At 61.0% G+C, this 19,555-nt stretch carries 23 protein-coding genes; 11 read left to right on the forward strand and 12 right to left on the reverse strand.

Translation table 11 applies throughout. The annotated features are described in order from the left end of the window. Nucleotides 1-160 precede the first annotated feature (160 nt). Entirely contained in the window at nucleotides 161-790 is a 630-nt protein-coding gene (locus HB780_RS29485) for a DNA-3-methyladenine glycosylase I (protein ID WP_183691552.1), read from the forward strand. Then, nucleotides 787-1,335: a hypothetical protein gene (locus HB780_RS29490; protein ID WP_183691554.1), complete on the forward strand. Its 549-nt coding sequence runs from the start codon at nucleotides 787-789 to the stop codon at nucleotides 1,333-1,335. Before HB780_RS29485 ends, HB780_RS29490 begins: the two co-directional genes overlap by 4 nt. Nucleotides 1,336-1,340: 5 nt before the next feature. On the opposite strand, the gene HB780_RS29495 is transcribed toward HB780_RS29490, so the two are convergent. Continuing rightward, on the reverse strand, nucleotides 1,341-2,045 hold the full coding sequence (locus tag HB780_RS29495; RefSeq protein WP_183691556.1) for an HAD family hydrolase: 705 nt from the start codon (nucleotides 2,043-2,045) through the stop codon (nucleotides 1,341-1,343). A 299-nt stretch (nucleotides 2,046-2,344) separates the two neighbouring features. On the opposite strand from HB780_RS29495, the gene HB780_RS29500 reads away from it, so the two are divergent. Further along, nucleotides 2,345-3,394, forward strand: coding sequence for an aldo/keto reductase (locus tag HB780_RS29500; RefSeq protein WP_183691558.1), 1,050 nt, complete (start codon nucleotides 2,345-2,347; stop codon nucleotides 3,392-3,394). 54 nt (nucleotides 3,395-3,448) lie between these two features. Here HB780_RS29500 and HB780_RS29505 read toward each other — a convergent pair whose 3' ends face one another. Beyond that, on the reverse strand, nucleotides 3,449-4,474 hold the full coding sequence (locus HB780_RS29505; protein ID WP_183691560.1) for a zinc-dependent alcohol dehydrogenase family protein: 1,026 nt from the start codon (nucleotides 4,472-4,474) through the stop codon (nucleotides 3,449-3,451). Between the two features lie 110 nt (nucleotides 4,475-4,584). Here HB780_RS29505 and HB780_RS29510 point away from each other — a divergent pair, with 110 nt between their 5' ends. After that, nucleotides 4,585-5,487 carry a LysR family transcriptional regulator gene (locus HB780_RS29510; protein ID WP_183691562.1) on the forward strand — a complete coding sequence of 301 codons (903 nt, stop codon included), beginning with the start codon at nucleotides 4,585-4,587 and terminating at the stop codon, nucleotides 5,485-5,487. 19 nt (nucleotides 5,488-5,506) lie between these two features. On the opposite strand, the gene HB780_RS29515 is transcribed toward HB780_RS29510, so the two are convergent. After that, the gene (locus HB780_RS29515; RefSeq protein WP_183691564.1) at nucleotides 5,507-5,809 is read right to left on the reverse strand and encodes a YciI family protein; all 303 of its coding nucleotides are present in this window, start codon (nucleotides 5,807-5,809) and stop codon (nucleotides 5,507-5,509) included. An 84-nt stretch (nucleotides 5,810-5,893) separates the two neighbouring features. Between HB780_RS29515 and HB780_RS29520 the strand changes: the two genes are divergently transcribed. Continuing rightward, a complete protein-coding gene (locus tag HB780_RS29520; RefSeq protein WP_286203087.1) occupies nucleotides 5,894-6,685 on the forward strand; it encodes a LysR family transcriptional regulator in 792 nt (263 codons plus the stop codon). A 134-nt stretch (nucleotides 6,686-6,819) separates the two neighbouring features. On the opposite strand, the gene copM is transcribed toward HB780_RS29520, so the two are convergent. The 3 genes from copM to HB780_RS29535 form a co-directional block, all read right to left on the reverse strand. Further along, nucleotides 6,820-7,194: a CopM family metallochaperone gene (gene copM / locus HB780_RS29525; protein WP_183691566.1), complete on the reverse strand. Its 375-nt coding sequence runs from the start codon at nucleotides 7,192-7,194 to the stop codon at nucleotides 6,820-6,822. An 80-nt stretch (nucleotides 7,195-7,274) separates the two neighbouring features. Beyond that, complete coding sequence (locus tag HB780_RS29530) at nucleotides 7,275-7,652, reverse strand: hypothetical protein (RefSeq protein WP_183691568.1); 378 nt, start codon at nucleotides 7,650-7,652, stop codon at nucleotides 7,275-7,277. A gap of 68 nt (nucleotides 7,653-7,720) precedes the next feature. Further along, the gene (locus HB780_RS29535) at nucleotides 7,721-8,251 is read right to left on the reverse strand and encodes a 2'-5' RNA ligase family protein (protein ID WP_183691570.1); all 531 of its coding nucleotides are present in this window, start codon (nucleotides 8,249-8,251) and stop codon (nucleotides 7,721-7,723) included. A gap of 123 nt (nucleotides 8,252-8,374) precedes the next feature. Here HB780_RS29535 and hisS point away from each other — a divergent pair, with 123 nt between their 5' ends. From hisS to hisG, 3 genes are read left to right on the forward strand one after another with little or no spacing between them, the layout of a single operon-like run. Beyond that, nucleotides 8,375-9,889, forward strand: coding sequence for a histidine--tRNA ligase (hisS, locus tag HB780_RS29540; protein ID WP_183691572.1), 1,515 nt, complete (start codon nucleotides 8,375-8,377; stop codon nucleotides 9,887-9,889). Beyond that, nucleotides 9,890-11,008 (forward strand): ATP phosphoribosyltransferase regulatory subunit, encoded by a 1,119-nt coding sequence (locus tag HB780_RS29545; RefSeq protein ID WP_183691574.1) that lies wholly within the window; start codon nucleotides 9,890-9,892, stop codon nucleotides 11,006-11,008. Next, nucleotides 11,008-11,721, forward strand: a complete 714-nt coding sequence (hisG, locus tag HB780_RS29550) for an ATP phosphoribosyltransferase (protein ID WP_183691576.1) — start codon at nucleotides 11,008-11,010, stop codon at nucleotides 11,719-11,721. The genes HB780_RS29545 and hisG overlap by 1 nt, the downstream gene beginning before the upstream one ends. A 77-nt stretch (nucleotides 11,722-11,798) precedes the next feature. Here hisG and HB780_RS29555 read toward each other — a convergent pair whose 3' ends face one another. The 3 genes from HB780_RS29555 to HB780_RS29565 form a co-directional block, all read right to left on the reverse strand. Continuing rightward, entirely contained in the window at nucleotides 11,799-12,188 is a 390-nt protein-coding gene (locus HB780_RS29555; protein ID WP_183691578.1) for a type II toxin-antitoxin system VapC family toxin, read from the reverse strand. Next, the gene (locus HB780_RS29560) at nucleotides 12,175-12,450 is read right to left on the reverse strand and encodes an AbrB/MazE/SpoVT family DNA-binding domain-containing protein (RefSeq protein ID WP_183691580.1); all 276 of its coding nucleotides are present in this window, start codon (nucleotides 12,448-12,450) and stop codon (nucleotides 12,175-12,177) included. The genes HB780_RS29555 and HB780_RS29560 overlap by 14 nt, the downstream gene beginning before the upstream one ends. A gap of 146 nt (nucleotides 12,451-12,596) precedes the next feature. Beyond that, nucleotides 12,597-13,040: a DoxX family protein gene (locus tag HB780_RS29565; protein WP_183691582.1), complete on the reverse strand. Its 444-nt coding sequence runs from the start codon at nucleotides 13,038-13,040 to the stop codon at nucleotides 12,597-12,599. A gap of 215 nt (nucleotides 13,041-13,255) precedes the next feature. Between HB780_RS29565 and HB780_RS29570 the strand changes: the two genes are divergently transcribed. Next, entirely contained in the window at nucleotides 13,256-13,963 is a 708-nt protein-coding gene (locus tag HB780_RS29570) for a glutathione binding-like protein (RefSeq protein WP_183691584.1), read from the forward strand. Nucleotides 13,964-14,028: 65 nt separating this feature from the next. Here the strand turns inward: HB780_RS29570 and HB780_RS29575 are convergent, their stop codons facing one another. The 3 genes from HB780_RS29575 to groES form a co-directional block, all read right to left on the reverse strand. Then, nucleotides 14,029-14,532: a hypothetical protein gene (locus HB780_RS29575; protein WP_183691586.1), complete on the reverse strand. Its 504-nt coding sequence runs from the start codon at nucleotides 14,530-14,532 to the stop codon at nucleotides 14,029-14,031. Nucleotides 14,533-14,961: 429 nt separating this feature from the next. Next, the gene (gene groL, locus HB780_RS29580; protein WP_183691588.1) at nucleotides 14,962-16,602 is read right to left on the reverse strand and encodes a chaperonin GroEL; all 1,641 of its coding nucleotides are present in this window, start codon (nucleotides 16,600-16,602) and stop codon (nucleotides 14,962-14,964) included. A gap of 76 nt (nucleotides 16,603-16,678) precedes the next feature. Further along, nucleotides 16,679-16,975, reverse strand: coding sequence for a co-chaperone GroES (groES, locus tag HB780_RS29585; RefSeq protein WP_034508496.1), 297 nt, complete (start codon nucleotides 16,973-16,975; stop codon nucleotides 16,679-16,681). 167 nt (nucleotides 16,976-17,142) lie between these two features. On the opposite strand from groES, the gene chrA reads away from it, so the two are divergent. Then, nucleotides 17,143-18,588 (forward strand): chromate efflux transporter, encoded by a 1,446-nt coding sequence (gene chrA, locus HB780_RS29590; RefSeq protein ID WP_183691590.1) that lies wholly within the window; start codon nucleotides 17,143-17,145, stop codon nucleotides 18,586-18,588. A gap of 104 nt (nucleotides 18,589-18,692) precedes the next feature. After that, complete coding sequence (locus HB780_RS29595; protein ID WP_183691592.1) at nucleotides 18,693-19,541, forward strand: TIGR01459 family HAD-type hydrolase; 849 nt, start codon at nucleotides 18,693-18,695, stop codon at nucleotides 19,539-19,541. Nucleotides 19,542-19,555 lie beyond the last annotated feature (14 nt).

A 19,555-nucleotide genomic window follows, 5' to 3' on the forward strand; every position in this document is an offset into this window, starting at 1 on the left:
TTGGTTTGGAAAGACGGTTTGCAAATGGTAAACCGTGAATCGAGATGATTTGCCTTCGAATCGTCCTTTCGATCTTAAGCATTTGATTGGCCTGATCTTATCCGATAGCTGTTTGGCTGTTTTCGCGATCACGCTCTGAAATAGGGGACGAAACACGAATATGGCCGGAACGGGCATCATCACTGGTGAGGACGGCAAGGATCGCTGCCACTGGCATGGCAATCTGCCGGAATATCTGCGCTATCATGACCAGGAATGGGGCAGGCCCGTCATCGACGATATCAGGCTGTTCGAGAAGATCTGCCTGGAGGGATTCCAGTCGGGCCTGTCCTGGCTGACGATCCTGCGCAAGCGCGAGAATTTCCGCGCGGCCTTCGCCGGCTTCGATTTCGACAAGGTGGTGACGTTTGGCGATGCCGATATCGAGCGCTGCGTGGCTGATGCCGGCATCATTCGCCATCGCGGCAAGATCGTCTCCACTATCAACAATGCCCGCCGCGCCATCGAACTGCGTGCCGAATTCGGCTCGCTCGCCCGCTATTTTTGGGGTTTTGAGCCGACGGTCGCGGAGCGCCCCGCCTTGGTTGACTATGCGACCATCGCCGCCAATCCGACGACGCCGGTCTCCGTGCGTATTTCGAAGGACCTGAAAAAGCGCGGCTGGACCTTCGTCGGCCCGACCACGGTCTATGCCTTCATGCAGGCCATGGGCCTCGTCAACGATCACATCGAGGGCTGCTATTGCCGGAAAGAGGTGGAGGCGATGCGCAACGCATTGGTGCGACCATGAGACGTCTGGTTCTAGCTTTTTTCCTGCTCGCTTTCGCTCTGCCGGTCGGTCAGGCCGCCCATGCGCAGGCGGCCCAGAGCAACGACAGCCCGAAGAGTGGCGAGCCGCCGCTCCAGCTTCCGCAGCTCGACCGTGGCGAGACCGTGGAAAAGCTTGGTTTCCCCGCCGTGCTGGAGAAGCTCACCGGCTGGACGAAATTCGGCAAGGGCAAGGTCTATACGCTGCCGCTGAAGAAGGGCCAGCACGTCCGGGTGACCTTCAGTTCGAAGAGCAAATACGCCTTCATGGCGATCTTCGATCTCTCCTCGAACGACGACGAATCCTTCTTCGGCACGGACGAGGACGGCATGACCGCCGATGTCACCATCAACGAAGACACGACATGGCTGATCAAGCCCTATTATTCCCGCGTCACCCGCCGCCGTGGCCTCGGCGCACCCTATGAGATTCTCATCGATCCCAATCCGCCAGCCAGGCAGCAGCAGGACAAGCCTGCCGATCAGGGCCCGTCATTATTCCCGCCGAGGTCGAAGCAGGGACAGTGAGGGCTTCAGGATAGCCCCTCGATGATACCGTGTAGTTCCCCGAGGTATCCGATCTTGCGGAAGCGTGGCGCCTGCGTCGGTTCCTCGACATGTTCGAAGATCCAGGTGAGTTCGTGCGGAATGAAGACACCGTAGCTGCCGGCGGCAAGCGCGGGCACGATGTCGGATTTGAGCGAATTGCCGACCATCATCGCTCTTTCCGGCCCATCCCCGACCTTGGAGAAGATGCGGCGATACGTGGAGGCGTTCTTGTCGGAGACGATTTCGACGGCATCGAAGAGGTCGCCGAGGCCGGATTGCGCGAGCTTGCGCTCCTGGTCGAACAGATCGCCCTTGGTGATCAGCACCAGCAGATAGTTGCCAGAGAGCGTTTCAAGCGTCTCTCGAACATCGGGAAGCGTTTCGACGGGATGCGTGAGCAGATCGCGGCCGATGTCGAGGATTTTCGCGATCACACTTGCCGGCACCTCGCCCTTGGTGATCTCGATCGCCGTCTCGATCATCGAAAGCGTGAAGCCTTTGATGCCGAAGCCATAGTGGTTCAGATTGCGCTTCTCGGCTTCCAGCAGTGTCTCGGAAATATTCTCGCTCTCGGCATGGTCGGCAAGCAGTTCGGCGAACTGCCGTTCGGTGAGCCGGTAGAATTGTTCGTTCTGCCAGAGCGTGTCGTCGGCATCGAAGCCGATCGTGGTCAACGGGCGTTGCGGCATGGGCCTGTCCGTCCTTGCGGATTGGATGAAGGTGGGATTCTATCCCACACTGATGTGGAGGCAAGAACAAAGCGCCGGTCACCGCATTGTGATCGGCGCCGGGTCTCGCGTTGAAATCGGATTTCGGTGCATTATGTCGATATCATCAAGGTAGCGGCAGGACCGCCCCTCGACGATCATCTCCGGACCTCCCCAAGACAGCGCGGATGAGCGGCTGTCATGCCGAGGCCAATAACCAAGAGATCAGGATTCACCGGCCGGAAGCCATCTTCCGGCGGACCACAAGGGAATTTTCTCAGATGCGTTATAACCAGCTCGGTAATACCGGCCTATTCGTCTCCGAACTTTGCTTGGGCACCATGACCTTCGGCGAAGCCAATCCCAATAGCAACTGGGGCGCCATCGCCGATGTCGACCAGGCACTGGCCGACAAGATCGTTGAAAACTCGCTCGCCGCCGGCGTCAACTTTATCGACACCGCCGACGTCTATTCCTTCGGAAATTCGGAAAAGCTGCTTGGTCAGGCGCTGAAGAATGTCGGCGTGCCGCGCAAGGAGGTCGTCATCGCCACCAAGGTCTATGGCGTCATGGGCGACAAGCCCAACGATCGCGGCGCCTCGCGCGGCCATATCATGGATTCGGTCCAGGCAAGCCTCGAGCGGCTGCAGACCGACCATATCGACCTCTACCAGATCCACGCCACGGATACGGTCACCCCCATCGATGAAACCCTGCGGGCGCTGGACGATCTCGTCTCGCGTGGGCTGGTGCGCTATGTCGGCGTGTCCAACTGGCAGGCCTGGCGTATCGCCAAGGCGCTCGGCATTTCCGAACGCCGCGGCTTTGCTCGCTTTGAGACGGTGCAGGCCTATTATTCCATCGCCGGTCGCGATCTCGAGCGCGAGATCGTTCCGCTGATGGCGGAGGAAAAGCTCGGTCTGATGGTCTGGTCGCCGCTGGCTGGCGGTCTTCTGTCCGGTAAGTTCGGCCCCGGTGCGCCGGGCAATGGCGAAGGCCGCCGCGCCAGCTTCGACTTCCCGCCGGTCGACAAGGACCGCGCCTGGGCCTGCGTCGCCGCCATGCGCGAAGTGGCTGAAAAGCGCGGCGCCAGCGTCGCCACGGTGGCGCTGGCCTGGATCCTGGCCAAGCCCTTCGTCACCAGCATCATCATCGGTGCCAAGCGTCTCGATCAGCTCGACCAGAACCTCGCCGCCGTCAAGCTGAAGCTCGATGCCGAGGATATCGCCAAGCTTGACGAGGTCAGCGCGCTTGCTCCGGAATATCCCGGCTGGATGCTCGCCCGCCAGGGCGCTGCTCGCGTGCCGCAGCCTTTCGAACCGAAGGCCTGAGCCAGAAATGAAAGCGCCGCCGCCTCGCGATGGGTGAGGCGGCGGCGTTGTTGGTCACAGCTCGATGACGATCTTGCCGAAGGCACCGCGATCGAGGTGATCGAAGGCGGCGGGAACCTCGGAAAAGGCGTAGCGATGGTCGATGACCGGCTTCAGGCCGATCCGGTCGACGGCGCGAACGAAGTCCTCCAGCGCACGGCGATGGCCAACAGAGATGCCCTGAATGACCGGAGACTTCAGCAGCAGCGGTCCGGCCGGTCCCGACAGGTCAAATCCTTCGAGCACGCCGATGACCGAGATCCGGCCATGCACGGCCACCGCTTTCAGCGATTGGCCGAGATGCGGCCCACCGGCGATTTCAAAGATATGGTCGATGCCGCGATCGTTGGTGAGGCGATAGACTTCCTCCACCCAGTCGCCGGTGTTGCGATCAATGCCATATCGGGCGCCGAGCGCCTTTGCCCGCGCCAGCTTTTCGGGGCCGGATGACGTCACGAAGACGTCGGCACCTTGCGCCGCCGCGATCTGCAACCCGAACATCGATACCCCGCCGGTTCCCTGCACCAGCACGGTGTCGCCGGGCTTGATCTTGCCGCGTTCGACCAGCGCGAACCAGGCCGTCAGGCCGGCGCAGGGCAAGGTGCTTGCCTCGCCATCGTCGATGCTTGTCGGCGCGGCGACGAACCAGTCTTCTGGAAAGGCGACATATTCTGAGAGCACGCCGGGATAAAAGCCGCCGAGCGTTCGATAGGGTGGATTGCGCGCAGTGCCGAGCGGCTTGTCGTCGATCCAGTCGGGAGAAAAGGTGGAGATGACCCGGTCGCCGGGCGCAAATCGCGTCACGCCTTCGCCAACCGCTTCCACCACACCTGCCATGTCGGAAGCGGGCACGAAAGGAAACTGGATGGGCAGGCCCATGCCGCTTTCCCGCATCAACTTGTCGCGATAGTTCAGCGAAACGGCTTTAGCCCGCACCAGGACTTCGCCTCGGGCGGGCGAGGGGACCTCGGTCTCGGTGAGGCTGAGAGGGGCATTGATGCCGACGGTGCCCAGTGTCCAGCGCCGCATGGTCTTCGTCATAGTGATCTCCTGCGAGAAATTGAAAGCACGGAGGCCACTATATCGTTGCGCACTGGTCGCCAGTGGCGATATGATTTCCACTGACTGGTTCCTCTTTGGAAACAATAGCGATGAATGACATGCTCAACGGCATTCCGGAATTCGTGGAGGCGGTGGAGGCCGGCGGCTTCTCAGCGGCAGCGGCCCGCATGAACCTGTCGCGCTCGGCGATCGGCAAGACCATCGCCAAGCTCGAGAGACGCCTGAGCGTTCGGCTATTTCACCGCACCACCCGCACGCAAAGCCTGACGGATGAGGGCCAAGCCTTTTACGAGCGCTGCCGCCGGGCGCTGGACGAGATACAGTCGGGCGAGGCGATGCTGGAATCGGGCAAGCGCGAGGTGGCGGGACGCTTGCGCATCTCGATGCCCGTGCTCTTCGGCCGCCGTTGTATCGCGCCGTTGCTGATGGAGCTTGCGCGTGCCCATCCGAACCTCGAACTCGATCTTTCGTTCAGCGACCGGATTGTGGACTTGCTCGACGAGGGCTTCGATCTCGCCATCCGCAACGGCCCGCTGCGGGATAGCACCGGGCTGACGGCGCGCAGTGTGGCACGGCATCGCATGGTGGTCTGCGCATCGCCCGCCTATCTCGCAAAGCGGGGGACACCGCAGGCGATCGCCGACCTCGAAGATCATGATCTCATCGCTTACGCGCGCGCAGGCGAGGTGAAGAGCTGGACCTTCCCACAGGCCAATGGTGTCGACATCGAATATATGCCGAAGACGCGGCTGCGGTTCGACGATCTCGAGGTGATGGCCGATGCCGCCGCCGTTGGAATGGGAGCCGCGTTGCTACCCTGCTGGCTGATACGAAGTCAGGTGCTGGCCGGCAATCTTTCGACTGTGCTGACGGATCTGTCCGGCCTGACCTTCCATGCCCATGCGGTCTGGCCGCAGACGCCGCACCTGCCGCTCAAGACCCGCGCGGTCATCGATCTGCTCGCCGCCCGGCTGCCGCAGGTCATGGAGTAACGGAAGGCGGCGGCTTCTATTATCGTGGCAAGCGGGCACCATCGGCAAAGACCCGGTTCCAGACCAGGATTTGCACCGATTTCCGGAGCCCGGCGGACCAGAACGGATCCGCTTTCACCAGCCGGTCGACCTCGGCAGCTTCCTGTGCCTCGACAAGCCACAGGCCACCCGCAAACGCTTCGCCCTCTATACTGAGTGGGCCGGCCGTCTTGATGCGGGCCGCATTCGCCCGCAGGAAGTCGAAATGACGTTCCAGGTATTTCTGCCGTATCTCGGCGGCGTGGTGCCGATCGTCTTCAAACAAAACAGCGAATAATGTCATTGTAGCCTCCTTGCTGGACCTTCGGAGCCTATGGCTGCAATAATGCGATTGCATGCGGTAAGATTGCGGATAAAGGCTGCAAAAATGCACGATATCGATTGGAACGATCTGCGCTATGTCCTCGCCGTGGCGCGGGGTGGCTCCTTTGCGGCGGCGAGCCGCGAGATCAAGACGGACGCGACGACGGTCGGCCGCCGCTTGCGCATATTGGAGGAAAGGCTCGGTGTAGCGCTCTTTCAGCGCGACGCGGGCGGCGTAATGACGCCGACGCCTGTGGGCGAAATCGCCATCGCGCGGGCCGAGGCGGTCGAGGCGGAGGTGATGGCGCTTTCAGGGGCACTGGAGGCCGCGGATATCACGGCACTCGGCAAGGTGCGCCTGACGGCGCCGCCTTCCTTCATCAGCCGCTTGTTGATCCCGGCTGCGGCCGAGCTTCTGTCGCAGCATTCCGGGCTGCAGCTCGAACTCATCGGCGATGCCCGTAATTTCAATCTGACCCGCCGCGAGGCCGATATGGCGATCCGGCTTGCCCGGCCTGCCGATATCGCCAACAGCAAAGTCGTGGCGCGGAGGATCGCGAGCCTTGACTACGCAATCTACGTCGCAGCCGGGAAACAGGGCGATGGGGAAAGGCTTCCCTGGCTGGTCTATGAGGAGGGGATGATGCATTTGCCGCACGCCCGCTGGATTGCCGCGCAGGCGGAAAAATCAGGCGGCAGCGCTCTCGCCGTGAATGATGCGGAAGCCCTGCTTCAGGCTGCCGTCGCCGGATTGGGGCGGGCACTACTACCCACAATTCTGGTCGAGCGCGTCGGGGGCTTTATCGCGTTGAAACCGACGACAAGAGCTTGCCGGTGCGGGAAGTATGGCTGCTGACCCATGCCGAGCTTCGAAACGCCGCCCGCATTCGGGCGGTTGCCACATGGCTGGACCAGGTATTGCATCGCCCAAAGGCCTAGCGGCGATGAGAGGCGACGGAAATGCCGCCCCTCGTTCTGTTTCAATCCGGTTTATTTGCCGTGCGTCTTCAGCCAGGCATTCATGCCCTTGATTTCGGCTTCCTGCGCCTTGATGACGTTTTCCGCCAGTTTGCGCAGTTCAGGATCCTTGCCGTATTTGAGCTCGATCTTGGCCATGTCGATGGCGCCCTGATGATGCGGGATCATGCCACGGACGAAATCCGTGTCGGCATCGCCGCTATAGGTGATCATCATGTTGCTGTGCATCTTGCCCATGGCATCGTTGAATGCCTTGCTGGACGCGCCCTGGTCGCCCATCGGCTTGCTCATGTCCATGTTATGCATGTCTTCGGCAAGGGCGGGGATGGAGAAGGCGAGCGCGAGAGCGAGAGCGCCGGCGAGGATGATGGATTTGGAAATAGACATGTGAGTTCCTTCCGTTTCAAAACGGTATCTGAGTTTCTGGCGAAGGATCGCTTCGCAAGTGGGATGAAGTCAGATGCGTATCAGGTGAAGCGGGGAGGGGGTGCCGTCGGCGCGGGGCGGGAATCGGCGAGCCGTTGACCATGCGTGGGTGCCGGATAGGAGAATGCCAGCACACGGCCGTCATCCAGCGTCAGCGCAGGCGCAACAGCAAGACAGGCCGCGCAGGACGGTACATGCGCCATGCCGCCGGCGCAGGGATTGTCCGGTTTCTCGTCGGGGATCACGGAGTCGGCGTGCATGGCCATCGAACCATGATCCATGCCGGCCATTGCGTTATCCTCGGCCATGCTTACAGCAACCGGCATCTCGGCATCGCAAATCGGGCAGGCCGCCAGTGCGGGCATGGCACCGTAGATCAGCCAGGCAATCAGCATTGTCAGAGTGGCGAAGACGCGCATGGGTAAACCCTAAGTGCATGCCCGTGAAAGGCAAGTGCAAATTGCACTGCACCGATCCTGGCGCGGTATCAAGGCAGCAATTTGACCTCTTCCAGGATTTCGACAGGGGGAAATCCGATGCAATCGGCAACATCGAACGTCACGGCAAATCTTGCCGATGTTTCAGCCGCCCATCTCAGCGCCGCCGTCGCCGCCTCCTTCGGAATGCTCATGGCGATCGTGCAATGCGGTTGCCAATGGCCGGGGCGATAATGCTCATGACACAACATAGGATCAATCTCCTGATGAATGGCCTGGTGCATGCGGCGCAAGGCGCTGTCATCGACCGGGCGTGCCCAAAGCACCAGCGTCTGATTTGGAAAATGGTGGATGCCTGCAAATTCAACTGAAAGTGTCGGCATGTCGCGAAAGATCTTGCGCACGGCCTTAAGAGGCAGTTCCGGTGCGATGCCTCCGTAGATGGCAAGCGTCAGATGCGGCGGGTAGTTCAAAGCCTGCATCGATGGGACGGTTTCGAAGCGGCTTGCCTCGCGCCAGAGATCGAGAACCGGGTTGGCGGTATCGTTCGTGCATTTCAGGCTGATTGCGTAGGCCGTCACTTTTCTATCCTTGATCTTCGGTCACTGTCGGTTTTGTCGAACGACATCATACAACAATCCTTGCCGCATCCCGCTGTATCCGCTAGTTAACCGCCACTGTTCCCGTACCGGATTATCCAGCAAATGAGCGACAAACAGAAGAAACCACAAAAGCTCAAGGCCCGCCTGCCGCGTGGCTTTGTCGATCGTTCGGCGAGCGATATTCGCGCCGTCAACGAGATGACCGCAAAGATCCGGGCTGTCTATGAGCATTATGGCTTCGATCCGGTCGAAACGCCGCTGTTCGAATATACCGATGCGCTCGGCAAATTCCTGCCTGATAGCGACCGCCCGAACGAGGGTGTGTTCTCGCTGCAGGATGACGACGAGCAGTGGATGTCGCTGCGCTACGACTTGACGGCGCCGCTTGCCCGCCATGTGGCTGAGAATTTCAACGAGATCCAGTTGCCCTACCGCACCTATCGTGCCGGCTATGTCTTCCGCAACGAAAAGCCCGGTCCGGGCCGCTTCCGCCAGTTCATGCAGTTCGATGCCGACACCGTCGGTGCGCCGGGCGTGCAGGCTGACGCCGAAATGTGCATGATGATGTCCGACACGCTGGAAGCGCTCGGCATCAAGCGCGGCGACTATGTGATCCGCGTCAATAATCGCAAGGTTCTGGATGGCGTGCTGGAAGCCATCGGCCTCGGAGGCGACGACAAGGCCGGCCAGCGTCTGAATGTGCTGCGCGCTATCGACAAGCTCGACAAGTTCGGCCCGGAAGGGGTCGCGCTGCTGCTCGGTCCCGGCCGCAAGGACGAATCCGGTGATTTCACCAAGGGCGCCGGGCTCAATACCGAGCAGATCGGCAAGGTGCTCTTCTTCGTCGGTATCAAGGATTATGCTGAAAGCGCTGTCCAGCTCGCCGAGTTGGTCGCCGGCACGTCCAAAGGCGGCGAAGGCGTGGAGGAGTTGAACTTCATCGGCAGCCTCGTCACCAGCGCCGGCTATCAGTCCGACCGCATTAAGATCGATCCCTCCGTCGTGCGCGGCCTCGAATATTACACCGGCCCCGTCTACGAGGCCGAACTGATGTTCGATGTCACCAACGAAAAGGGTGAGAAGGTCGTCTTCGGCTCCGTCGGCGGTGGCGGACGCTATGATGGGCTCGTCTCGCGCTTCATGGGTCAGCCGGTTCCAGCGACGGGCTTCTCCATCGGCGTATCGCGCCTGATGACGGCGCTGAAAAATCTTGGCAAGCTTGGTCAGGACGAGGTGATCGCGCCCGTGCTCGTCACCGTCATGGACGGCGATGTCGAGGCCATGGGCCGTTACCAGCGCTTCACGCAGCAGCTGCGCGCCGCCGGCATTCGTGCCGAGATGTTCCAGGGCAATTGGAAGAAGTTCGGCAACCAGCTGAAATATGCCGACCGCCGCGGCTGCCCCATCGCCATCATCCAGGGTGGCGACGAGCGCGCAGAGGGCGTCGTGCAACTCAAGGACCTGATCGAAGGCAAGCGCCTCTCCGGTGAAATCGAGGACAATGCCAGCTGGCGCGAAGCCCGCGTTGCGCAGGAGATGGTGCCCGAGGCCGATCTGGTCACCAAGGTGCAGGCGATTTTGGCGGCGCAGGCAGAAGATCGCAAGAGGGCGGAATAAATGCCCCTGATCAATCTTCCCGATTTCGCCAATGATCTCATTGCTGAATTTGCCGCCCGCAGGACGGATCGGGTCGATACGCCGATCATCCAGCCGGCCGAGCCGTTTCTCGACATGGCGGGCGAGGACTTGCGTCGTCGTATCTTCATGACCGAGAGCGAAACCGGCGCCAGCCTCTGCTTGCGTCCGGAATTCACCATTCCCGTCTGCTTGCAGCACATCGAGACCGCCACCGGCACGCCGAAGCGCTATTCCTATCTCGGCGAGATCTTTCGCCAGCGCCGCGAAGGCGGCCATGAGTTCTATCAGGCGGGGATCGAGGATCTCGGCGATCGCGATATCGCCAGCGCCGATGCCCGCGCCGTTGGCGACGCCATTGCCATTCTCAACCGGCTGGTGCCTGGCAAGGCACTGTCGGTGACGCTGGGCGATCAGGCCGTCTTCGAAGCCGTCGTCCAGGCGCTGGGCTTGCCGTCCGGCTGGCAGAAGCGGCTGATCCATGCCTTCGGCAACATGATGCAGCTCGAAACCCTACTGGCGCGGCTCGCAAGCCCGCAGCCGGTCACCGGGCTTGATCCGCATGCGCTCGATTTCCTGACGCGCGGCGACGAGCAAGGGCTGGTCATGCATATCGACAGCACCATGCAGGCGACGGGTTATTCCACCAATGCCAGCCGCTCGCCGCTGGAGATCGCCCGCCGCCTGCGCGAAAAGCTGGTCTTGTCGGAAACCCGTCTCGACGACGAGGCTTTCCGCGTCCTGGAAGAGTTCCTGTCGTTGAGCGTGCCGCTTGCCGACGCCTCCTCGGCGCTGGCCGGATTTGCCGATGCGGCGGGGATCAAGCTTGGCAATGCCCTTGAGCGCTTCGACGCCCGCGTCGCTGCCCTTGCCAATGCCGGCGTCGATGCAACCCTTATCGACTATCGCGCCGCCTTCGGCCGTCCGCTCGATTATTATACCGGCCTCGTTTTCGAGGTGACGGTAGAAGGATCCGCGGCGGTGCTCGTCGGTGGCGGTCGTTTCGACCGGCTGCTGACGCTGCTCGGCGCAAAAGATCACATCCCGGCCGTCGGCTTCGCGCTTTGGCTCGACCGGATCGAAACCGCGAGGGCGGCCTGATGACCATTACCATTGCGCTTCCCTCCAAGGGCCGGATGAAGGACGATTGCTCCGCCATCTTCGAACGCGCCGGCATGCCCATCGTCGCCGTCGGCAACGACCGCTCCTATCGCGGCCGGGTCGAGGGGTGGGATGATGTCGAGGTAGCTTTCCTGTCAGCCTCGGAAATCTCGCGCGAGATCGGCAATGGCAGCGTCGATTTCGGCGTTACCGGCGAGGATCTGGTGCGTGAAGGCCTGGCGGATGCCGACCGGCGCGTCGAGTTTTGCGCCCGCCTCGGCTTCGGCCATGCCGATGTCGTGGTGGCCGTGCCGGATATCTGGCTTGATGTCGATACCATGGCCGATCTCGGCGATGTCGCCGCCGATTTCCGCACCCGCCACGGCCGCAGGCTGACGGTCGCCACCAAATACTGGCGGCTGACACAGCAGTTCTTCTCCAGCCAGCACGGCATCCAGCTCTATCGCATCGTCGAGAGCCTTGGGGCGACCGAAGGCGCGCCGGCCTCGGGCTCGGCCGATATCATCGTCGACATCACGTCCACCGGCTCGACGCTGAAGGCGAACCATCTGAAGATCCTCTCCGACGGCACCATCCTGCGCTCGGAGGCCTGCCTGGTTCGCGCGCGCAAGGAGAGCCATGAGGGCGATCCTATGGTTCAGCGCATCATCGCTGCGGTGCAAAACGCCGGACCAAAGAGCAACGGTGCTTGACGGAAAAGGCCGTTGCTTTCCTGCTCACTCCCGGCTGACGCGTGGCGAGGCTGTCCGTAGATGCGGCGTGTCAACCCTCAGGCCTCTCTGACATTCTCATAGCCAGCCGCCTTCGCCGCCTTCATAAGCTTGCGGTCGAAGGTGACGAAGCCCTCGCAATGCGCCGATCGGCCGAGATGCAGGGCGTCGGCGAAATCCAACCCTTTTTCGGCCAGTTCGAGTGCTGCCGCGACAAGGGCGGCGTCCTCTACCGTCACAGTGGGAAGGCCACCGAAGGCTCTCAGCGCACCGGCCACATCGGTCGGGCGAAAGCCATATGCGCTGCGCAGCACCCATTCGACTTCCAGAATGACGGTAGCGGCCACGAACACGGCCTCGCCGTCAACGATTCTGCGAGCACGGGGGGATTGTTCGGGATGATCGCCGGTCAGATAGCGGACGATCAGATTGGTATCAATCGCGATCATGGCGGCGTCGGGCTTCGGCCAGCACACCGGCCTCCATATCTTCGAGGGATTTTGGCTCGCCTTTGAAGGGCAGCAGTCCGAATACCTCATCCGGCCGCGTCGCGGCGAAGGCGGGTGCCCGCTTCAACAGCACGCCGTCTGCGGTTTCCTCGACGATCAGCCGCGTACCGGTATCCCATTCCCGCCGCTGGCGTATGGCTTTCGGCAGGATGACCTGCCCCTTGGTCGAGACCGTCGTGATGATCTGTTCGGTATGCGCCATCGGCCTCAATCTCTGATGTAAGACAAGAGTAAGATAGACCCGATTGTCTCATGCTTCAAGGCCGCATCTCGCTTCATTGATATCGACACGAAAAAGCCCGCCGTGGAAACGGCGGGATTTTTTAGCTCTGCGAAGTACCTGAACGATCAGGCAGCAGCGTAGACACCGCGGCGTGCGTCGAGCGAGTAGACGCCCGGGCCGTTGGTGGCGAGCATGATGTAGGCGCCGGCCAGCGTGACGTTCTTCAGGAAGTTGACGAAGTTCAGGCCGTTGATCCAGCCATTGGCGGCGGCCGGGAAGTCCGGAACGTTGACGGTCGGCAGATGGAAGACAATGCCGGTGAAGATGCAGAATGCGGCAAGCAGCCAGCCGACGATGCGGATCTGGAAGCCGAGGAGAACGCAGACGCCGGTGATGAATTCGAAGGCGCCGGCGAGGTAGGTGAGAAGCGTAGCGCCGGGCATACCGGCGCCAGCGATCATGCCGGCGGTGCCTGCCGGATCGGTCAGCTTGCCGAAGCCAGCGAAGATGAACATGAAGGCGAGCAGGATGCGCGCCACGAGGATGATGATATTATTGGTGTTGGACATGACGGTCTCCATTAAGGGTGGTCGGCACCGAGAGTGACGATTTCTGTTGACCCTTATTCGCGATTTTGGCGTGATTGGAAAGGTAAACAACTGCGCACAATTAGTTCACTATTGTTGAACAATGATGCGCTTGGATCACTCTTTCCATCCGCGCGGTATCGGTTATGGTGGCGCGAATTCACTGCCAAATCATAATTTTCGGAAGGAAACCCCTTATGGCCGATCTGTCCTCATTTCCGATCACGAAGCGCTGGGCCGCCAGCAATCCGGATATTATCCAGCTCTATTCGCTGCCGACGCCGAACGGCGCCAAGGTTTCGATCGCGCTCGAGGAACTCGAACTTCCCTATGAGCCGCATCTGGTTTCTTTCGGCACCAACGACCAGAAATCGCCGGAGTTCATCTCGCTGAACCCGAACGGCCGCATTCCGGCAATCATCGATCCCAATGGTCCCGGCGGCAAGCCGATCGGTCTGTTCGAATCCGGCGCTATCCTCGTTTATCTCGCTGAAAAGACCGGCAAGCTGATGCCGAAGGATGCGGCTGGGCGCTATGAGGTGTTGCAATGGGTGTTCTTCCAGATGGGCGGCATCGGTCCAATGTTCGGCCAGTTCGGCCATTTTTTCAAATTCGCCGCCGACAAGGTCGCCAACAATTCCTATCCGGTGGAGCGCTATCGCGATGAGGCCAAGCGCCTGCTCAGCGTCCTGGAGGACCGCCTGAAGGATCGCCAGTGGATCATGGGCGACGAATACACCATCGCCGACATCACCACCTTCCCGTGGGTCCGCGGCGTCGACGTCTTCTACGGCGGTCGCGAGGTTCTCGAACTCGCAAGCTTCCCGTCGGTCATGGCCTGGGTCGAGCGCGCGACTGCACGCCCGGCGAGCCAGCGCGGGCTGAATATTCCGAAGCGGGATTGATATTGAGCGTGTCTGCGCGAGATCGAAGGCCGGTCCGAAAGGATCGGCCTTTTGCATTCGGGCCTCTACTGACGAGCCGCCAACTGGCTGCCCGGATCCGGTTTGAAGCGCGGAAACAGGAAAACGCCCACCATGCTGCCGGCGTGCTTTCCTTCCGTGCCGATCGATTCTCCAACGCAGAAGATCGGCTGGCGATGCCCGCCGACGCCGAGAGCTGTGGTGGAGTAGCAAAAGCTGGAGGAGGAGGTTGCCGCCTGCTCGAACAGGTCGAGGATACGGGCGCGGTCATTGGCGTCATAGCAATGCATCAGGCTTAACAGGCCGCATTCCGACGCAGTCAGCCCGTGCAGCATGGTGCTCCACTGGCCGAGCTTGATGATGCCGCTCGCCAGATCGCCGGTCCAGCCTTCGGTAACGCAGAACTGCGCCAGAAGATCTGGATCGTGACCGTCAAACTCCAGGGATCCCGGAGCGAAAGGTGCGGCAAGGCTGGCCCTGGCAATCTTGAACAAGATGTTCCCCAACTTGAGACGCGGGTTCCCCTGCGCGCGCTTCAATCGAAATTCCATGCAGTAACGAACGGAGCGTCGCTCCGCATATTGCCACAGCTACGGGTCGGCGAAGCGGCCGCCGCGCCAAACCCATCCGCAACAGGTGCCTCCGGATTCCTAGCTTAGTTCACCAAGTTAACTTAAGTAATAAATCCAGGCGTATTTGCTATCAAAAAGGTTATGACTGTCCCCGATTGCGCATCATGCGCTGAAAACAAGTAGAAAAAGAGTCTTCAGCAGCAACCTCCGCTCAAATCGCTGCGCTGCGATTTATAGGAGATTTTCCGAAAACGGCAATGGGGCAAACTCTGTAAATTCCCACGGGTACGAAATCTTATATTTCAAGTATCGAAACAGTCTTGGTGCAAACAAAAAGGGCGGCCCGAGAGCCGCCCTTCGTCAATTCCGGATGCCGGAATAGACAGCCGCAATAAGGCTAAGGCCTTATCACATCATGTCCATTCCACCCATGCCGCCCATGCCGCCAGGCATGCCGCCAGGAGCGTCCTTCTTCGGCACTTCGGCGATCATGGCTTCGGTGGTGATCAGCAGCGAAGCAACCGAAGCTGCGTTCTGCAGAGCCGTGCGGACAACCTTGACCGGGTCGACGATGCCCATGGCGATCATGTCGCCGTAGACGCCCGTCTGAGCGTTGTAGCCGTAGTTGTCTTCGTTCTTGTCGAGAACCTTGCCGACAACGATCGAAGCTTCGTCACCAGCGTTTTCAGCGATCTGGCGAACCAGCGCCTGCAGCGCACGACGAACGATGTTGATGCCGGCTTCCTGATCCTGATTCTCACCCTTGACGGTGATCTTCGTGGAGGAACGCAGCAGAGCGATACCACCGCCTGGTACGATGCCTTCCTGGACAGCAGCGCGCGTCGCGTTCAGAGCGTCGTCGATACGGTCCTTCTTTTCCTTGACTTCGATTTCCGTCGAACCGCCAACGCGGATAACGGCAACGCCGCCAGCGAGCTTGGCAAGACGTTCCTGCAGCTTCTCGCGGTCGTAGTCAGAGGTGGTTTCTTCGATCTGGGCCTTGATCTGGGCAACACGGCCTTCGATGTCGGACTTCTGTCCGGCGCCGTCGACGATCGTGGTGTTTTCCTTGGAGATCGAAACCTTCTTGGTACGGCCGAGCATGTCGAGCGTAACCGACTCGAGCTTGATGCCGAGGTCTTCGGAGATGACAGTACCGCCCGTGAGGATAGCGATGTCTTCCAGCATGGCCTTACGGCGATCGCCGAAGCCCGGAGCCTTGACGGCAGCAATCTTCAGGCCGCCGCGCAGCTTGTTGACGACGAGCGTAGCAAGAGCTTCGCCTTCGACGTCTTCAGCGATGATGAGGAGCGGCTTGCCGGTCTGAACGACAGCTTCGAGAACCGGAAGCATTGCCTGCAGGTTCGAGAGCTTCTTCTCGTGCAGAAGGATGTACGCGTCTTCGAGATCGGCGATCATCTTTTCCGGGTTGGTCACGAAGTAGGGGCTGAGGTAGCCGCGGTCGAACTGCATGCCTTCGACGACTTCGAGTTCGGTTTCGGCGGTCTTGGCTTCTTCAACCGTGATGACGCCTTCATTGCCGACCTTCTGCATGGCTTCAGCAATATCGAGACCGATCTGCTTTTCGCCGTTTGCGGAGATCGTGCCGACCTGTGCGACTTCTTCCGAAGTGTTGATCTTCTTGGCCTTGGCCTGGAGATCCTTGACGACTTCAGCAACAGCGAGATCGATGCCGCGCTTCAGGTCCATCGGGTTCATGCCGGCTGCAACTGCCTTGGCGCCTTCGCGAACGATGGCCTGGGCGAGAACGGTTGCAGTCGTCGTGCCGTCGCCGGCGATGTCGTTGGTCTTCGAAGCAACTTCGCGGACCATCTGGGCGCCCATGTTTTCGAACTTGTCTTCAAGTTCGATTTCCTTGGCGACCGTGACGCCGTCCTTGGTGATGCGCGGAGCGCCGAAGGACTTGTCGATAACAACGTTACGACCCTTCGGGCCGAGCGTTACCTTGACTGCGTCGGCGAGGATATCGACGCCACGAAGCAACTTTTCGCGGGCGTTGCGGCCGAATTTTACTTCTTTAGCTGCCATGTCTAAAAACTCCTGAATTCGCATTGTCCGGGTTTATGGCCCGTCAGCTGTATCGGAAAAGGGGAAACCGGCTGGATTAGCCGATGATGCCCATGATGTCGGCTTCCTTCATGATGAGAAGGTCTTCGCCGTCAAGCTTGACTTCGGTGCCCGACCACTTGCCGAACAGGATGCGGTCGCCGGCCTTGACGTCCAGGGGGACGATCTTGCCGGAGTCATCACGAACGCCGGAGCCTACGGCGACGATTTCGCCTTCCTGCGGCTTTTCCTTGGCGGTATCGGGAATGATGATACCACCCTTGGTCTTTGCTTCGGACTCGACGCGACGTACGACGACGCGGTCATGAAGGGGGCGGAAATTGGTGCTTGCCATTGTCTAATCCCTCGATCAAATGACTTCACGGATCAGCGGGGGATCCGTATGGGGCTTGTTAGCACTCAGCCTTGGCGAGTGCTAGCGACGGAGATTTAGGGTTGGGCTCCAGGTGAGTCAAGGACGCTCGTGACGAATTTTTTAGCAAAAAGCGTAGGCGGGGAGCGTTGACTGGCGTGATCGGAGTGTCCACGCCGGGCGAGATAGCGCCTAAACCGGTCTTTTCTGAGGCTGTCCGCGTCTGGGCGCGCATCGGTTGCCTGAGCTTCGGCGGCCCTGCCGGGCAGATCGCATTGATGCATCGCGTTCTGGTCGACGAGAAGCGCTGGGTCGATGAGGAGCGCTTCCTGCATGCGCTGAGCTACTGCATGTTGCTGCCTGGACCGGAGGCGCAGCAGCTCGCCACCTATATCGGCTGGCTGCTGCATGGCTGGCGCGGTGGCCTGATTGCGGGACTGCTGTTCATCCTGCCGGGCTTTGTCGTCATCCTGGGGCTTTCGGCCTTCTATGCGCTGTTTCATGACACCGGACTGCTGGCGACCGTCTTCTTCGGCATCAAGGCCGGCGTGCTGGCAATCGTGCTGCAGGCGCTGATCCGGCTGAGCAGCCGGGCGCTGAAGACGCGGTTTCATGTCGGCGTCGCGATCGCCAGCTTCCTGCTGCTCTTTGTCTTCGATCTGCCGTTTCCGCTGGTGGTGCTTCTGGCCGGACTTGCGGGCTATGGTCGGGTACTCCGCCGCGCCTACCGTGATGATCAATGGCGTCCGCGACTGCCTCGGCTCGCGCTTGCGGGCACCGGCAAAAGCGTTCTGCGAAGTGTCCGCGTGCGAAAAACCCTTCTCACGCTTCTATGCTGGCTGGCGATCTGGCAGGCGCCGCTGTTGCTGATCCACGGCCTCGATGGTCCGAAGGATATCATCGCCGAAACCCTGAGCGGCGAAACCAATGTCTTCGGTGCCATCTTCTCTTTCTTTTCCCGCATGGCGGTCGTCACCTTCGGCGGCGCCTATGCGGTGCTGGCCTATGTGGCGCAGACGGCGGTGCAGCATTATGCCTGGCTACGGCCGGGCGAGATGCTGGATGGGCTGGCGCTGGCGGAGACGACGCCGGGGCCGCTGGTGCTGGTTCTCTGTTTCGTCGGGTTCATGGCCGGCTTCCGCAATCCGTTCGGCTTCGATCCGCTGACGGCGGGCTTTCTCGGCGCCGGCCTCGCAGCCTGGGCGACCTTCGTGCCGAGCTTCCTCTTCATCTTTGCCGGCGCGCCCTATATCGAGCGGCTGCGCGGTCATGCTGGTCTGTCGGCCGCTCTTGCGGCGATCACCGCGGCGATTGTCGGGGTCATGACCAATCTGTCGCTCTGGTTCGGCCTGCATGTGCTTTTTGCCGATGTCGGCAGGCTGGTGCTTTGGAGTCGCCGCATCGACGTCCAGGGTAGCGACTACGTCAATGTCCCGATCGCCGGCATCGCCTGGCCGACATGGGCGACGCTCGACATCTCGGCGCTGCTGCTTTTCACGCTCGCCGTCGTGCTGGTCTTCCGGCATCGGGCGGGCGTGGCAACCGTGCTCGGCGTGTCCGCCCTGGCCGGCTGTCTGCTCCGTCTTGCCCATTGAGGCGCATGCGGCGCGTGTGCAATGCAAAAACCTGCGCTGCACTCTTGTAATTTGCCAGCCGGTTTGCGATGTCAGCCCTTGATTTCTTTGAGTGCGAGGACTGCATGGGCAAGCGTATCGAAAGCTTTCGCGAGATCGGCGGACATTATGATGTCGCGCTCTGCGATGTCTGGGGTGTGCTGCACAATGGCGTTTCCGCCTATCCGGACGCACCTGCTGCGCTCGAGGCGGCACGCGGCGAAGGCCTGACTGTCGTCCTCATTACCAATTCCCCCCGCGTTGCGCCGAAAGTGGTCGAGCAGTTGCGCCAGATCGGCATTCCCGACAGCGCCTATGACCGCATCGTCACCTCCGGCGACGTGACCCGCCGCCTGATCGCTGAGGGACCGAAGAAAGTCTTCCTGCTCGGTCCCGAGCGCGACACCGGCATTCTCGAAGGACTGGACGTGGTGCGCGTCGAGGCGGAGGAGGCTGAGAGCATCGTCTGCACCGGCTTCTTCGATGACGAGACCGAAACACCCGACGATTATACCGAAATGCTGACGGCTTGGGCTGCCCGCAAGGTGCCGCTGATCTGCGCCAATCCCGATCTCGTGGTCGAGCGCGGCCACCGTATGATCCCTTGTGCCGGCGCCATGGCCGCTTACTACGACCGTCTCGGCGGCGAGACCCGAATTGCCGGCAAGCCGCATCAGCCGATCTACGATGCTTCGATCGCAGCCGCCCGCGACGTTCGCGGCGAATTCCCGCTGTCGCGCGTCATTGCCATCGGCGATGGCATGCCGACCGATGTGCGTGGCGCGCTCGATTACGGTCTCGATCTTCTTTATATCAGCCATGGCATCCATGCCCGCGAATATGTCGTCGACGGTCACACCGACGAGGCAGCGCTTGGCGCCTTCCTGGCGCGCGAGCAGGCGTCGCCGAAGTGGTGGATGCCGCGCCTTGTCTGAGGAGAGGGGTAGCC

This window comes from Rhizobium lusitanum (assembly GCF_014189535.1).
Lineage (GTDB): Bacteria > Pseudomonadota > Alphaproteobacteria > Rhizobiales > Rhizobiaceae > Rhizobium > Rhizobium lusitanum_C.